Below are 15,898 nucleotides of genomic sequence, written 5' to 3'. Positions count from 1 at the left end.
CATTATGTAGTTGGTAGATAATTCAAGTTGTTTTTAGTAAGTTGACATTGATAGTGCTGTAATTGTAATAATTGAACAATACTATTCATTTGATGTCTACGTTAATCATTCAAATGTTATAACAAATAGTATTTTAGAACTTAATTCATCTATTTATTTCTAAACTAAATCATTTAGATCAAGGAATAGTAAAATTGAAAAAACCCTATGAATTTTAAAAACGCCGAGGAAGAAAGGTTAGCCGTAGCGGATAATTATAAAAATTGGAAAAGATGGGGTCCTTATTTAGCTGAACGGCAATGGGGTACTGTTAGGGAAGATTATAGTCCGCAAGGGCATGCGTGGAGTTTTGTTGGTCACGATAAGGCCAGAAGTAATGCGTATAGGTGGGGAGAAGAAGGTATTGGAGGTTTCTGTGATTCTAGAGAAATATTATGCTTGGCACCTGCCTTCTGGAACGGTAAAGATGCCATTTTAAAAGAACGCCTTTTTGGGTTGACCAATGATGAAGGTAATCATGGTGAAGATGTTAAGGAGCTTTATTTTCATCAAGTTTCTACACCCACGCACTCATATGCCAAATATTTATATAAGTACCCACATAAAAAGTTTCCGTATGCAGAGCTGGTTAGAAAGAACAGAAATAGAAATAGGGAACAACCAGAATTTGAAATATTAGACACCAAGGCATTTGCCAACAATACATATTTTGACTGTTTTATAGAATACGCTAAAGAAGATGTTGGTGATATTTTAATGAAGGTTACCGTCATAAATAGAGGACCAAGAGCTGCAAATATCCATGTACTGCCGCATTTGTGGTTTCGTAATTTTTGGAAGCACAACCGTAGGTTTGAGCGCCCTGAAATGAAGGCTATTTCAGATAATTCCGTACAATCGCGTAGTACTAGAAATGGGCGCTATTATTTTTATCATGAAAAGGGAGATCAGTTATTTTGTGAGAATGAGACCAATAACGAGCGTATTTATAATGTACCCAATGAGGTAAAATATGTAAAAGACGGTATTAATAATCATGTGGTAGATGGTATGCCAACCGTAAACCCAGATAAAAAAGGATCAAAATTTGCCGTTTGGCACAAACTTCGATTAAAATCTGGAGAAGAAAAAACCATTAAAGTACGCCTAAGCAAGAAAAAGCTTGATGATCCTTGGGGTAGTTTTGATGCTATCTTTGATAAAAGAATTAAAGAATGTGAAGATTTTTATGGTGATATCTTAAAGAAAGAACTTCCGGCCGGGCAACAAGAAATAGCCAGAAAAGCTTTTTCGGGTTTATTATGGACCAAGCAGTTTTATTACTATGATGTATATAAATGGCTTTTTGGTGGTCCGGGAGAACCAAAACCTTATAGAACGGATTCTCGTAACTCTCGCTGGGAACATTTGACGAATAGGCATGTTATTTCAATGCCAGATAAGTGGGAGTATCCTTGGTATGCCGCTTGGGACCTTGCTTTTCATATGGCTTCATTCGTAGAAATAGACCCTTATTTTGCCAAAGAACAACTGCTTTTGGTATTGAAAGAAAGTTACATGCATCCCAACGGTCAAATTCCCGCTTACGAATGGAATTTCAGTGATGTAAATCCGCCAGTACATTCTTGGGCCGTTTGGACGGTTTACGAAAAGGATAAAAAACGCAATGGTAAGGGGGATGTGAACTTTCTAGAGAAAGCATATCATAAGTTACTGGTCAATTTTACGTGGTGGGTCAACCAAAAAGATAAAAGCGGAACCAACCTTTTTGAAGGCGGTTTCTTAGGGCTGGATAATATTGGTGTATTTGATCGCAACCACATGCCAGAAGGTATTACACGTATGCAACAGGCAGATGCAACCAGCTGGATGGCCATGTTTACTTTAAACATGTTGCGTATGTCGTTAGAACTTGCGGCAGTGAACCCTAATTATGAGGATAGTGTTGCCAAGTTCTTTAGACACTTTTTGAATATTGCCTGGGCAATGCACCATATAGGTCAAAAAGATATTTCACTTTGGGATGACGAAGATAATTTCTACTATGATGTGGTAGAAATGGCCAATGGTAAAACAGACCGTTTAAAAGTGAGATCTTTGGTGGGTATTATACCAATGTTCGCGGTAGAGATCATTCACAAGGATCTGTTCGATGAGCTTAAACATTTTAAAGTAAGGGCTGCGGAAATTGTTAGGACCAGACCTGATCTAGCGTCTTTAATTTCCAATATTGAAGAGTTCAACTCAGACGGTAATTATCTGTTCTCCATTATGCGTGGGTTTAGATTGGAGAAATTATTGTTCCGTTTATTGGATGAGAATGAATTCTTATCTTATTATGGTATACGCTCACTTTCTAAATATCATGAAGAACATCCCTATGTTTTCCAACACAACGGACATCATCAAATTTCGTACGAATCTGGGGAAAGTCAATCCAATATGTTCGGTGGTAATTCTAATTGGCGCGGACCAATTTGGTTGCCTTTGAATTATATGATCGTTCAATCTTTACGTAAGTATTATTCGTATTACGGAGATCAATATGTATATGAATTTCCAACGGGATCAGGTGTAAAACTGAACTTGAACGAAATTGCCAATGAGATTTCTAAAAGGCTTATTAAGTTATTTGAGCCCAATGAGAACGGTAAATTTGTCTACCACTCAGAAGATGAGCAGCAATTATTTACGAAAAATGAGCAATTTAAAAATGAACATTTCTTCTATGAGTTTTTTGATGGCGACTCAGGTAAAGGTCTTGGAGCTTCTCACCAAACAGGTTGGACAGCATTAATTGCAAACCTAATTATGGAACTGGAGCAGAATACATAGGTTTATTTATTTAAAATATTGTATATTAGAGTATTGGCTATGTGTTTTGCATAGCCTTTTTAATTATTCAACATTTTACTGATGAAAACCGATACTATACATATATCGAAAATAGTCAAAAATGTTTCCCACACTTCAAATGTTTCTGACTATACTGTTTGCTGGATCAAAGATGAAATAAAAGGGATAGAAATAGATGGTGTCCTTTATGCCAATATTTCCAACTCCATTTTCTTCTTGGACAAAAAAGTACATTGGAAATTGCATATTAAAGACGGAGCTTCCAATACGGGGTACTTGTTGCAATTGTCGCAAGAAGTATTAAGTCACCCTTTACTAAGTAAGTTACATATCAATAAGGTAAGGCTATTTAATACGGGTTCGGTGCCATTATTTAAATTAAGCCCCGGTATTGAAAAACGTACCCAAGCCATTTTAGAGATGATCGATGAACTCTTGGGTTCTCATTTGAACAATAAAGAAGATGCCCTCATTTCTTTGTTGAATACCTTTTTTGTATACTGTGATGGTCAGTGCAACATTAAATCCATCATTGAAAAAAATCATACCAAGTCAAACATTGTATACTCCTATAAACAATTGGTAGATCAAAATATAGAAGTCTCTCATGAGGTGGGTTATTATGCCTCACGCTTAAATATTTCTACAAAGTATTTGAACGAATGCGTTCAAGAAGTGCTTAATGTAAGTTCAAAGAGCATTATAATTGAGCAATTATTGATTCGTTCCAGACATGCATTAAAATTCTCGAACAAGACTATAAAGGAAATTAGTTACGAGTTAGGTTTTTCTACACCAGATTATTTTAGTTATTTCTTTAAAATACAGACAGGCAGTAAGCCTTCGGTATTAAGAAAGTCCGTTGGTTCTTAATTTCAAGGTTTATACCGTGATTTTCACATTTTAGACACAGTGGTTTATGCCTAATTTGGCATAAAAATAGAATCATGGATAGACAAAGTTTTATTAAAAAATCAGGCGCAGGTATTAGCTATGCTTTATGCTCAGGATTCATTTTCTGTAAAAGTCAAGATGATGAAGTAGGTACTTTAAATTATAATGACCCAAAGGTTATACGAGATGCCGATGGAGAGGTGCTCAATGTGATAGGAGATATACAGACCCATAAACTTTTGGGCAGCGAAACCAATAATCAAATCTTTGAGTGGGTAGATAACGTTGAACCCGGTGTAGGTATTCCGCCTCATGTACATACAAAGGAAGATGAAATTTTTAGAGTTGTAGAAGGCGAAGTAGAAATCGCGATTGATGGAGAGAGTACGGTCTTAAAAGCAGGTGATATTGCATTTGCGCCAAAAGGAGTACCGCATACATGGAAAGTAGTGGGTAGCCAAAAGGCAAAAATGATTACCTCGGCTTTGCCTGCGGGCATAGAGATAATGTTTCAAGAATTATCAGAACTACCTGCAGGACCACCGGATTTTGAGAAAGTTGCGGAAATTTGTGCTAAACAAGGTATTACCTTTGTGTAATGGCGTTATTTGTCCGAGTTCATGGCCTCATGGGCTATATGTGCAAAACTCTTAATTTTAGGGTCCGGGTCATCAAGATATTGGGCAACTATATGTAGATATCTTGGTTCTTTTTGTTGTGCGATAAGATACAATACGGCAAGTTTGATCTTAAGGTCATTGCCCTGTAAAAGAAGTTTAAAACATTCTAATTCCGTTGGTATTTTATGTTTGATCTTTTGAAGCTCCTCTTCGGAAGAAATATCCAGGGCAGATTCCTCAATGATGGGTAGCAATCTACGTTTTAGCTCACCGGTTAAAAGATTGTCCAAAAACTCTATGGCATTATGTTGCGCTTCTTGTTTCTGACTCAGTAAACCTTCATAGGCAATAGCTACATCTTTTTGTTGATAACGTAATCCCAAAAGTTTAAAAATCCGTTCTAATCCAGAATCCAGTCTGCGTTCCAATAGCTCTAAAAGACTGGTGCGCGCATCTCTTTCTGCATCGCCAATTTCCTTTTTGGATTTATTTCTATTTCGATATGAAATAATGATTTGGGTGTGCATGGCGGATAAGGTTTGGTGATGCAGTTTGCATTCGTCAAAAATGACCGATACCACCTTGTACTTATTAAATTTTAATTGCGGGTGCGTTGTCCGTATAGCACTTAATGCCCTCACTACTTCTAAACGAACCGTAAGGTCTTCATGGTTTAAAATACCCAATAAGTGATGTACGGCTTCCTTGGAATGGAAAGATTGCATTGCGACCGGTATAAATCGTAATACGGATAAAGGTTGCCGGCGCTCTGCAACATGGTTCTTTAGTATAGGCAAAATTTGCTGTCCGTATACATTAAAGGCTTCCAGTACTTTTGGTCTAAATGCCTTTTCTGCCAAAAAGGGAATAATGTGCTGTACCATTTCTGGATCGGTTGCCGCACCTATAGCCTTTATGGTGGTTTTCACGATTTCTTCATTTTCATGTTGTAAAAATGCAATCAACCTGTTGTGGAAAATGGGCAAGTTGGCTACTCCCAATATTTCAATTACTGAGGCAACGTGTAGCAGGTCTTTTTGGTCAGATGCTATGGTTTTCAGTGCCAAAGAAATACGGTCCAATAGTGAGTAGCGCTGTTTTAAAGAATAGTTGTTTTTTGCCGCTCTAGCTAAGCAATATAGGGCAGCGGTCGCAATACGCTCGTTTGAGTGTTCTAGATACGCATCAAATATGAACGATTTGTCTTTATGGGCGAAACTTAGAATATAGGCCAAAGTGGCAATGGTCAATTCACGGTCATCAATTTTCAATAATTCGGATACCTCTGCCGTCATACTTTTAGAATTTAAAAAGTATAGATTCTGTATAGCCGATAACTTCACTTTATTACTTGGGTGCTCTAACAGCAACTCTACATCATCTGCGAATCTCTTGTCATTGATTTCCATCAATTTATCCAACATAAATAGAATTTGCTCTTCTGTACCTTTCTTAAAAACGGTGCGCATGCCTGCAACCACAGATACTTTGGTGTCCGTGACCTTCTTGGTTTTCTTATAAGAGTCGGTCAGTACTTCTAAATTGTTTCTAAACGTTTTGTAATATTCAATACGTACTTTATAAATAAAATAGAGCCAAAGACATACCAAAGCAATTATAAGAATGCCAATGTAAAAAGAGGGTAGGTCCAGCCCACGTACAACGAATATTAAAAGGCATCCGGCAATTCCTGTAGCCAAACTATCCACCACCACATCAATAAATGATTTGGTCTTGTTTTTTAGCTCAAAAGGTAAGGGCAAGGTCAACAGTTCAGAGGCACTTTTATGTATGGATTGTTTCAATATGCCATCCATCGCTTTAATGACTACAACAGCAGAAAGTTCAGGAAGCATTAAAAACAAAATACTACCACCAAATATACCAATGGGCAATAATAAGAGTGAAAACCCTACACCCCAAATGCCCACAATTCTATGGGTGAAAAATAGCTGAATTATCAGCGAAAGTAGATTGAACGTAGAAAACCAAAAAGCAAAAAATGCGGTAAGCTCATCGGCATCCGTAAAAGACGACGATGCAAAATCACTGAACAAATAATCTACCAATTTAGCGACTACGACACTCACGGCTACAATGCTGGCAATATAGGTGAGATGTTTGGATTTTAATATGAGTTTTAAAGGCGGTTCACTAAGGTTGGTCGCAGATTTATGTTTTTTTACACTACCATTTTTTTTAACGCGGATGTTCCAAATATTACGAAGAAGGGGAATGCAAAAAAATAGAAGCAGGGCGGCTACGAACATTAAGTTTTCATTGCCAATTATAGGGGCTAGAATAGAAGTTAAGTATCCACCAAAAATTCCACCAATAATGGCTCCCGATCCTATAAAGCCAAACAGTCTTTTAGCCTCACGAATATTGAACACCAAATTTGCCAATACCCAAAACTGAGAGGCGGATAAAACGGCATAAATGGCTACCCAGATGTAGAAGAAATACAACAGAACGCCACTCACTACCTCAAATGACAATAGAATGCCTAAACCGATCATGATAATAATGGAACTGATCAGGGTAATCTCAATTACTTTTTTAAGCGGGTATTTTGATACCGCCTTTGAGTAAAAATAGGAGGTGGCTACCGCCGTAACGGCAACCAATAAAAAGGCAAAAGGCAATTGTTCAACACCTAGTTCAGAAAGAAAAAGAGCGTTTACCGTAGGTTTTATGATCAGTAATACGGCTATGACCAAAAAAATGTAGGCGAGCATCCAAAGAGAAACTTTGAACTCGCCTTCACGTACATCGAATATTTTTTTAATCAGTCTTTCTACCATCAAGAAATGGGCATCTGTATTCCAAGACCTAAAGTACTGGCTTTTTTAACACCTTTTCAATTGGTTTTACTAAATCTCTGATTATTTGTTCTCCATTGGCATCATCTATCAACGCAACCAGAATGTATCTTCTATTGCTGTCTTCGCCCCAAACCAATATGGAATCGGAATGATAGGTACGCCAAGAGCCCGATTTTCTGAACAACCTGGCATTGGGAGCGATCTTATCCAGTGTATTTACAAACTTATGGTGCAGTTCTGGATCTTCCATAATATCTAGCATTTGTTTGGATCGTTTTTCATTGACCAACTTACCGTTCGCCAACAGATAGTAATATCTACATACTTGGGTAACAGATGCGGCGTGACTCAGATTTTTTAAGGGCTCTCTGTTGGTTTCACCACCACTGCCGTAACGTTTGCCTACCCAAAGACCGCCTCCTTTTTGTTCATCATAAAAGGCATAATTGGGATCGCACATCACCGATTCTAATTTTTCATACCCCACGCGATCGATCATTCTGGTAGATGCGGCATTGTCAGATTTACTGATCATTAAACGCATGTCTTTCTTTACTTCTGCAGTTTCCTTTAGTTCGCCTTTTTCAATAGCATCCATGGCCGCCAATAGAATGGCAATTTTAGGCAGGCTGGCAGCATACATCATATGGTTGCCGTTGACCCTTGCAAATCTCACCTTTTCCGGATTGCTCAGATCAACTAGTCCAACTGCCATTTTCTTTTGCACGATTAGATCGTTCCATTCTTGGTGAGAAGCCAGTTCATCCCTTAAATTGGTTTGCAGAGAACTGTCTAACAATTTTTGCAGGGGTTTGATCTTCGAATTGTCCATACGAAGTGGTAGCTCATTTTGTGCTTGTACTGCGGTACAGCATAGAAGGAAAAAAAGAAAAATAACAGGGGTTGATCTCATTGACGTTCGCTTTTTTAAAAATGTAGTCAAAATTAGGTAAAGCACTCATTGGCCATATGTTAATTTTTTTGGTTAGTGCATTTTTTAAAATCACCGTAAAATCAATATAAAGACATATATCGCATAAAATAGGGTGTTAATTTTTAAAATAATTTCGGATTAAATAGTACCTATGCGTCCCTTTTTTTGGAGGGCAAATGGGTTAAAAATTTATATCTAATTTCAATAAAATAACTGTATCTTAAAAAATGGAATATATACAGACTTATGAATCTTAAAGATGGCGTAAAAACGGCTGAGAACAAGGTGTCTACAGAGGCACGTAGACTTAGTGATATGGTCAAGGATAAGGGTAAATCTTTGGTGGATCGCTTAGAGTGCTTTGAAGATATTATAAGTTTGGAAGTAGGCGATACCGGTCTGCACCGTGCCAAGACTTTAGAACGTGAGTTCGATGTTCGTCAGCTTTATTTAAAATACGAAGGTGATAACCCTACCGGAACCCAAAAAGACCGTATTGCTTTTGCACAATTGTATGATGCGCTACGTCGCGAGTTTAGCGTGGTAAGCTTGGCTACCTGCGGTAACTATGGTGTGGCAATGGCGTTGGCATCAGATTTGGCGGGTGTAGCTTGTAAGATTTATATACCGGAAAGTTACCATACCGATCGAGTGATAGAAATGGAAAGCCTAGGCGCAGAGATTATTCGTATACCCGGTAGTTATGAAGATGTGGTTACGGAAAGTTCAAGGTTGGCGGCAGAACATGGCTGGTATGACGCAAACCCGGGCGGTGCCAATACGCCGCTACAGATTTCTGCCTATGCGCAGATCGCACAAGAGATTTTTGAAGATTTGGGCGACGCCCCAAAATACTGTGCGGTACCCGTTTCTAACGGAACCTTGTTTGCAGGTATTTATAGGGGATTTGTAAATCTTTACAAAAGAGGGAAGACCTCGCGTATTCCTAAAATGATCGCGGCATCCTCTTCGCATAAGAACCCAATTGTAGAATCCTATTTGCAAGGTTTAGATCATTGTAAGGATCTTAATCCTGCCGCAATTAAAGAAACCAAATATAATGAGCCATTGATCAACTGGCATAGTTTTGATGGTGAAGAGGCGTTGTATGCACTTAAGGAATCTGAAGGGCATGCCTTTAACATAAGCGACAAAAAGCTAAAGGAGATGACCTCTCTTTTACATAAAAAGGAAGGGTTCCGAATTTTACCTGCATCCACAGCGGGTTTGATTGGACTCTTAGAATTAGACGAAAAAATGAATTTTGAGCCTGACCGATTTGTGGCGGTGCTCACTGCAAAAAATTAAATATAAAAATGAAAAAAGTTATTGACGGTAAGGCACTGGTATATTGTGAGGGGGCATTTAATACGCCTAACGGTAAAACGGCACATGGGCTGGTTCGCTTTACCGAACGTTATGAGGTGGTTGGTGTGCTAGATGCTAAATATGCCGGTAGAGATGCCGGTGATGTTTTAGATGGCAGACCAAACGGAATTCCGGTTTTTAAAGATCTGGAAGCTGCTATTATAGCATTAACGGCCAGCGACAACTTGCCAAGTTATTTGGTAATAGGGCTTGCACCAGATGGTGGTAGGTTGCCACAAGTTGCAAAAGCCACTATAAAAGCTGCGCTGCAACAAGGCTGGAACGTTGACAGTGGTTTGCATGATTTTTTAACGAACGATGCAGCATTGGTTGCATTGGCCAAAGAAAAGAATGTGAATATCAGGGATATCAGAAAAACACCGGATCGCGATCAATTGCACTTTTTTACGGGAGATATCGAAAAAGTAGACTGTTTAAAATTAGCGGTTTTAGGAACGGATTCTGCCCTAGGTAAACGTACAACTGCCTGGATTTTGGTACATGCATTTAGGAATGCCGGTAAAAAGGCGGAAATGATAGGTACCGGACAAACCGGATGGATGCAAGGCGCTAAATATAGTATGGTGATGGATAGTTGTATCAATGATTTTGTATCGGGTGAAATTGAACATGCCGTGGTCAGTGCCTACAAGAATGAAGATCCAGATGTTATTGTCATAGAAGGGCAGGGGAGTTTAATGAATCCTGCTTACCCGGGCGGATTTGAAATTCTTGCTGCAGGTAGACCGGACTATGTTATTCTGCAGCATGCACCAAAACGTTTGGAATATGATGGGTTCCCAGGATATAAATTGCATTCGTTAGAAGAGCAGATCAATGCCATACAAGTGATTTCGGGTAAAGAGGTAATTGCCATTACCGTAAATCATGAAGGCATGGAGAAAAGCGAAATTCTAGAGGTTTGCAAGGCAATTACCCTTGAAACTAAATTACCGGCTTTTGATGTATTGGAGTACGGCGCAGATGATTTAATAGCCATTTTGATGTCAAAATTGAAATGAGAATATCGAATATTTCTTTTGAGCGCTTAGATTTAAAACTCTCCGATCCTTACACGATCGCTTATGAGACTATAGATCGCACCAGTAATTTTATTCTAAAAGTTGAAACCGATGGTAAAATTATAGGTTATGGTTGCGCCGCGCCAGATCCTGTAGTTACCAATGAAACTCCTGATGATGTTGCACATGCCATAGATAGCATTATTATACCGTATTTAAAGGGCAAGGATCCATTTACCTACGCGCTATTGCTTTTAGAACTTAAACAAGTATTGGGCAAACGGTCTTCTGCATTGGCTATGGTAGATTTGGCATTATTTGATATCATGTCTAAAAAAGCCGAGGTGCCTTTATTCAAGTTTTTAGGGGGCTATCGCAATCAAATTGCTACCAGTATTACCATTGGTATTATGGGTGTAGACGAGACCTTGGCTCAAGCTAGTGAATTTGTAAAGCAAGGATTTGGCATTTTAAAGGTTAAAGGAGGTTCTAACCTTGAAGAAGATATTGCTAAAATGCGAATGATTCACGAAAAGTACCCGAATGTTGAATTACGGTTTGATGGTAACCAAGGCTATTCTGTAAAAGAATCGGTTGCATTTGTGAAGGCTACTGCCGCAATTGGGGTAGAAATTTTTGAACAACCTACAAAAGTGGAGGCTGAAGAACGTTTGGGCGAAGTAATGGATCAGGTAAATGTGCCTATTATGGCAGATGAAAGTCTAAAAACACTGACCGATGCATTTCGTTTGGCACAAAATGAACGGGTAGATATGGTGAATATCAAGCTACAGAAAGTAGGTGGTATTTGGGTGGGTATGCATATCAATTCCGTAGCCAAGGCAGCTAAATTGGATGCTATGGTGGGTTGTATAGATGAGTGCGGACTGGGTATTGCCGCAGGTTTGCACTTTGCCCTATCTAGACCTAATATTAAGTATGCCGATTTAGATGGTCATTTAGATATAATTGATGATCCCTATCATTCCATTTTTAAATTGGAAAAGGGAATTTTATATCCGACCGAAAAACACGGGTTGGGTTTCTCTGAGTCGGATATGTAAAAGGATCTTGTTACTCTTCCAATTGCTCAATAAGGTTGGCAATTAAGGCTGTCCAACCTGTTTGATGCGATGCTCCCAGACCACGACCGTTTTCTCCGTGAAAATATTCATAGAATAATATCAAGTCCTTAAAATGAGGGTCTTGGTAGTATTTTTCGTAGTTCTTGTTAATCGCCCTATTGCCTTTTTCATCTTTCTCGAACATGTGGATCAGGCGTTTGCTCAACTCATCGCTCACTTGTTTAAGGTTCAGGAGTTTGTTGCTTCCGGTTGGGTATTCAAAAAGGAAGTCGTTACCGTCATACCACTGGTATTCTCGTAGTGCTTGAATGAACAGATAGTTCATGGGCATCCAAATAGGTCCGCGCCAGTTAGAATTTCCACCGAACAAGGGCACGGTAGATTCCGCCGGCTCATAATCAATGGAATATTCTATGCCGTCAATATGAATTTGATAGGCTTTCTCATGTACTTTAGACAATGATCGTATACCATATTCACTTAAAAATTCTTTCTCATCTAAAAGTGCGGTGACCAGTTTTTGCATTCTATCCTTAGGTACCAATGAAAGCAGTAGGTCACCATCTGCTTCGTATTGCTGTATTACCTCATATTTTAAGTTTTCTGCACGGTATTTTTTAAACCAAAGAACACTGGCCTTAAACTTTGGGAATTTATCCAACACACTTTTTTTAATGGTAAGTACTGCCGCTAGGGACAACATACCTGCAATAGAGCGTACTTTAATGGTGGTAGATTGCCCATTGGGCAAGGTCAACCTATCATAGAAGAAACCTTCTACATCATCCCAAACATTAGCCTTATCGGTATCCATTTTGTTCAGGGCTTCTGCTATGAATACAAAATGCCCAAAATATTTTGTCGCCATGTCTTCATAGGTATCGTCATGTTCTGCAATACGAAGACTTATTTCTAGCATGTTTAAACTATATAGGGCCATCCAAGCGGTACCGTCAACTTGGTCCAAGAATCCACCGCCGGGCACACCATGGCTACGATCAAAGACCCCAATATTATCCAAGCCCAAAAATCCGCCTTGAAAGACATTATTGTCATTTCTGTCTTGACGATTAACCCACCAGTTGAAGTTCAACGAAAGTTTGTTGAACATGCGTTTTAGGAACTTGATATCGGGTACACCTGTAATGGACTTATCGGTACCGTAAATCTGTAATGTTGCCCATGCCTGTACTGGCGGATTTACATCACTGAAATTCCATTCGTATGCGGGAATTTGACCATTGGGAGCCATATACCATTCTTTGGTGAACAGCAATAATTGATCCTTGGCAAATTCAGGATCTATAGACGCAAAAGAGGCGCAGTGAAAGGCAGAGTCCCACGCCGCGTACCACGGATATTCCCAAGCATCGGGCATAGAAAGTACATCGTGGTTTCTCAATGTTTTCCAATTGCTGTTTCTTCCGTTTTTACGCTGCTCTGGTGGTGGGGTGGTCTTGTAATCGCCTTCCAGCCATTTTTCAACCTCGTAATTGTAGTATTGCTTTGTCCATAGTAAACCGGCAAAGGCTTGTTTTAAAATCGCCTTTCGATCATTAGTTGCTTTAGGAGCAATTTCTTCATAAAATTGTTCGCATTCTTCTTGTCGTGCTTTAAAAATGGCATCAAAATCTGAAAATGGTGATTCCAGAGTTTCTTCGGTCAAACGTAGTTGAAAGGTTTTAGATTCCCCACCACCTATAATTTCTTGGTATAGCGGTGCAAATTTGGTCCCGGAGTTATTTTTGGTGGCTAATTCAAAATCATTATTAACAACGGCATCATTAAATAAATCCTTTTTAAATGGATGGTCGTTTGTATCGCTATATACTTTTTTTCTGTTCGTTTCATTTTCGGTAAAGAACAACTGTGCCGCTTTTTGAAAATACAGATTGTAGCTGCCCACATAAGGATGGTCTATGTGTACGAAAGGATTTGTTTTGGTCCCTTTTTTAGTGATAACAGGCTTTCTGGACATTTCTTTAAATGTCCAATGATTACGCATTACCATTTGTGGTAATAGTGTTAGGGGCGCTGCTTGGTTGCTTCTGTTGGTAATGGTGATTTTGATAAGAATATCGGTTTCGTCTCCCTTTGCATATTCGGTACTGACATCAAAATAGGTGTTGTCGTCAAAAATACCGGTATCCAAAAGCTCAAATTCCAGCTCTTTACGATTTCGTTTTTGGTTCTCGGTTATGAGTTGGTTGTATGGATACGCTTTCTGCGAATACTTGTACAAGTACTTCATGTACGAGTGAGACGGTGTATTCTCTAAATAATAGTACAGTTCTTTTACGTCTTCGCCATGATTACCTTGCGGACCCGTTAACCCAAATAGGCGTTCTTTTATAATGGGATCTTTTCCGTTCCATAATCCTATGCTAAAACACATGTTGCAATAGCGGTCACTAATACCTGCAATACCATCTTCTCCCCAACGAAAAGCGCGACTTCTGGCATGGTCATGCGGAAAATAGTTCCAGGCATCGCCACCGGCACTATAATCTTCACGTACCGTTCCCCATTGGCGTTCACTTAAATACGGTCCCCATTTTAACCAGTCTTTTTCTTCTTTTTGTTGTTGTGTTAAGCGGATTTTTTCAGGGTTTGTCATTTAATGTTTTTTGGCTGCGGAATGAGTATTTAAACAGAAGTATTCTTATTAAAAAAAAGGTGTAATTACGAATATAACTTTTTACTTAATCAAGTATGAGTCTGATTTTGTCCAACACCTTTTTTCCATTTTCCGTCAAAGTATATCTTGAAAGTCCATTTCTTGCTTCAATAATCCGTAAAAGACCTAATTTTGTTAAATAATCAATATGATTACCTCTTTCTGAGTCTTCAATCCAACCTTCATTTCTACTCAGGAATAATTCAGTGTCAAGAAAGTCACTTGAAAAATTATGATTATTAACCTTATTAAATAGTAAATCAATAGGAGAATTTGATTCTATTAGGTTTTCTTTATTTGATTCAATATTTAATCCCTTATTGGATTTATTTAAATAGTTTTCTTCAAGTTTGGTTTCGAGTCTAAGAATCTCTGCTTGTAGTCTTGATTTATTTTCTCTTTCTTTCTCTAATTTAATTTCTAGATTAATTTTTTCACTGTTTAAATTGTCAAAAGTTTCTTTTAAAACAATTGATTTACTATCTGAAATTTTATAGACTAGCGGAGTAATTTGTTTTTCGGAAATATTAATGATAAAACGAGATATATTAAGAACAAGATATGTGATAATTAAAATGGCGAAAGCCCAAAGAATATTTGTAGCAAGATTTAATAAAAAGTCGTTTTTTATGTAATATTCTTCTATAAAATTTAATTTAAATTTTAAGTTGTGGTTAGGGTCGAAGTTAAATAAAGTATATACTAATAACCAGTTTCTAATTATCCAAACAACTAAGTATGTTCCTAAAAATGGATTTCGAGTTTTCTCTTTAAAATTATCTTTGAATGAAATCAAAAAATCTTTTATCATACTTGATTATATTTTTTGTTGGAGGAGTCTTTTACACAGCTCTCTGTACTACCTCAAAAACCTTATTGGCATCGCACTTAATGGTTTTAGAAGGAAATTTTAATATTAAGGCATAATCATGGGTTGCCATTAAAATGGTTCTCCCGGATTTATTGATTTCCTGTAAAACCTTCATCACCTCTACACTGGTTTGTGGGTCAAGGTTTCCGGTTGGCTCATCGGCAATGATCAGCTCGGGGTCGTTCAATAAGGCACGGGCAATGGCAATACGTTGTTGTTCTCCACCAGAAAGCTCGTGCGGAAATTTAAAGCCCTTGGTTTTCATACCTACTTTTTCAAGTACGTTTGCTACCCTTGCATCCATCTCGGCTTTATCCGTCCATCCGGTCGCTTTCAGAACAAAGAACATGTTCTGGTTAATATTGCGGTCTGGCAATAATTTAAAATCCTGAAAGACAATACCCAGTTTTCTACGTAAAAATGGAATGTCCTTTTCCTTTAGCGTCTTAAGATCGAACTCCACCACATGCCCTTCGCCTTTTTGCAAAGGCAAATCGCCGTACAGGGTCTTCATAAAGCTACTTTTACCGCTACCGGTCTTACCAATGAGGTAAACAAATTCACCTTTAGCGATTTTTAAACTAACTTCACTAAGTACCAAGCTCTCCTTTTGAAAGATAGCCGCATCTTTAAGTTCTAAAACAATCTCTTCCATAACGCAAATGTTGATATAAAAGTAATAAGTTCCATTAGATATTAGAGTCCCCATGTTCAAATTCTTTTCTTTTGTATGGGTATTGCACATA

General features: G+C 38.2%; 11 protein-coding genes. 6 read left to right on the top strand and 5 right to left on the bottom strand.

Annotated elements, in window-relative coordinates; translation table 11 throughout:
- Positions 1–207: 207 nt before the first annotated feature.
- From VBZ51_RS01695 to VBZ51_RS01685, 3 genes are all read left to right on the top strand, one after another.
- Positions 208–2,835, top strand: a complete 2,628-nt coding sequence (locus VBZ51_RS01695; protein ID WP_416575858.1) for an MGH1-like glycoside hydrolase domain-containing protein — start codon at positions 208–210, stop codon at positions 2,833–2,835.
- Positions 2,836–2,916: 81 nt separating this feature from the next.
- Positions 2,917–3,729 (top strand): helix-turn-helix domain-containing protein, encoded by an 813-nt coding sequence (locus tag VBZ51_RS01690; RefSeq protein ID WP_058103688.1) that lies wholly within the window; start codon positions 2,917–2,919, stop codon positions 3,727–3,729.
- Between the two features lie 74 nt (positions 3,730–3,803).
- Positions 3,804–4,349 (top strand): cupin domain-containing protein, encoded by a 546-nt coding sequence (locus VBZ51_RS01685; RefSeq protein ID WP_058103687.1) that lies wholly within the window; start codon positions 3,804–3,806, stop codon positions 4,347–4,349.
- A gap of 5 nt (positions 4,350–4,354) precedes the next feature.
- Here the strand turns inward: VBZ51_RS01685 and VBZ51_RS01680 are convergent, their stop codons facing one another.
- Entirely contained in the window at positions 4,355–7,174 is a 2,820-nt protein-coding gene (locus VBZ51_RS01680) for an Npt1/Npt2 family nucleotide transporter (protein WP_416575857.1), read from the bottom strand.
- A gap of 28 nt (positions 7,175–7,202) precedes the next feature.
- On the bottom strand, positions 7,203–8,108 hold the full coding sequence (locus tag VBZ51_RS01675) for a serine hydrolase (protein ID WP_416575856.1): 906 nt from the start codon (positions 8,106–8,108) through the stop codon (positions 7,203–7,205).
- Between the two features lie 267 nt (positions 8,109–8,375).
- Here VBZ51_RS01675 and VBZ51_RS01670 point away from each other — a divergent pair, with 267 nt between their 5' ends.
- The 3 genes from VBZ51_RS01670 to VBZ51_RS01660 are packed head-to-tail and all read left to right on the top strand — an operon-like array spanning position 8,376 to position 11,583.
- Positions 8,376–9,437, top strand: a complete 1,062-nt coding sequence (locus VBZ51_RS01670; RefSeq protein ID WP_416575855.1) for a pyridoxal-phosphate dependent enzyme — start codon at positions 8,376–8,378, stop codon at positions 9,435–9,437.
- A gap of 8 nt (positions 9,438–9,445) precedes the next feature.
- Positions 9,446–10,519: a DUF1611 domain-containing protein gene (locus VBZ51_RS01665; protein ID WP_416575854.1), complete on the top strand. Its 1,074-nt coding sequence runs from the start codon at positions 9,446–9,448 to the stop codon at positions 10,517–10,519.
- Entirely contained in the window at positions 10,516–11,583 is a 1,068-nt protein-coding gene (locus VBZ51_RS01660) for a mandelate racemase/muconate lactonizing enzyme family protein (protein ID WP_416575853.1), read from the top strand. The genes VBZ51_RS01665 and VBZ51_RS01660 overlap by 4 nt, the downstream gene beginning before the upstream one ends.
- A 10-nt stretch (positions 11,584–11,593) precedes the next feature.
- Here VBZ51_RS01660 and VBZ51_RS01655 read toward each other — a convergent pair whose 3' ends face one another.
- The 3 genes from VBZ51_RS01655 to VBZ51_RS01645 all read right to left on the bottom strand — a co-directional run bounded on the left by VBZ51_RS01655 (position 11,594) and on the right by VBZ51_RS01645 (position 15,807).
- A complete protein-coding gene (locus VBZ51_RS01655) occupies positions 11,594–14,221 on the bottom strand; it encodes an MGH1-like glycoside hydrolase domain-containing protein (protein WP_416575852.1) in 2,628 nt (875 codons plus the stop codon).
- An 85-nt stretch (positions 14,222–14,306) separates the two neighbouring features.
- Positions 14,307–15,092 carry a hypothetical protein gene (locus VBZ51_RS01650; RefSeq protein WP_416575851.1) on the bottom strand — a complete coding sequence of 262 codons (786 nt, stop codon included), beginning with the start codon at positions 15,090–15,092 and terminating at the stop codon, positions 14,307–14,309.
- A 31-nt stretch (positions 15,093–15,123) separates the two neighbouring features.
- Complete coding sequence (locus tag VBZ51_RS01645; RefSeq protein ID WP_058103679.1) at positions 15,124–15,807, bottom strand: cell division ATP-binding protein FtsE; 684 nt, start codon at positions 15,805–15,807, stop codon at positions 15,124–15,126.
- Positions 15,808–15,898 lie beyond the last annotated feature (91 nt).

The sequence above is a fragment of the Maribacter sp. HS genome, from assembly GCF_048059195.1.
GTDB lineage: Bacteria > Bacteroidota > Bacteroidia > Flavobacteriales > Flavobacteriaceae > Maribacter > Maribacter dokdonensis.
This window is presented reverse-complemented; position numbering and strand designations above follow the sequence as displayed.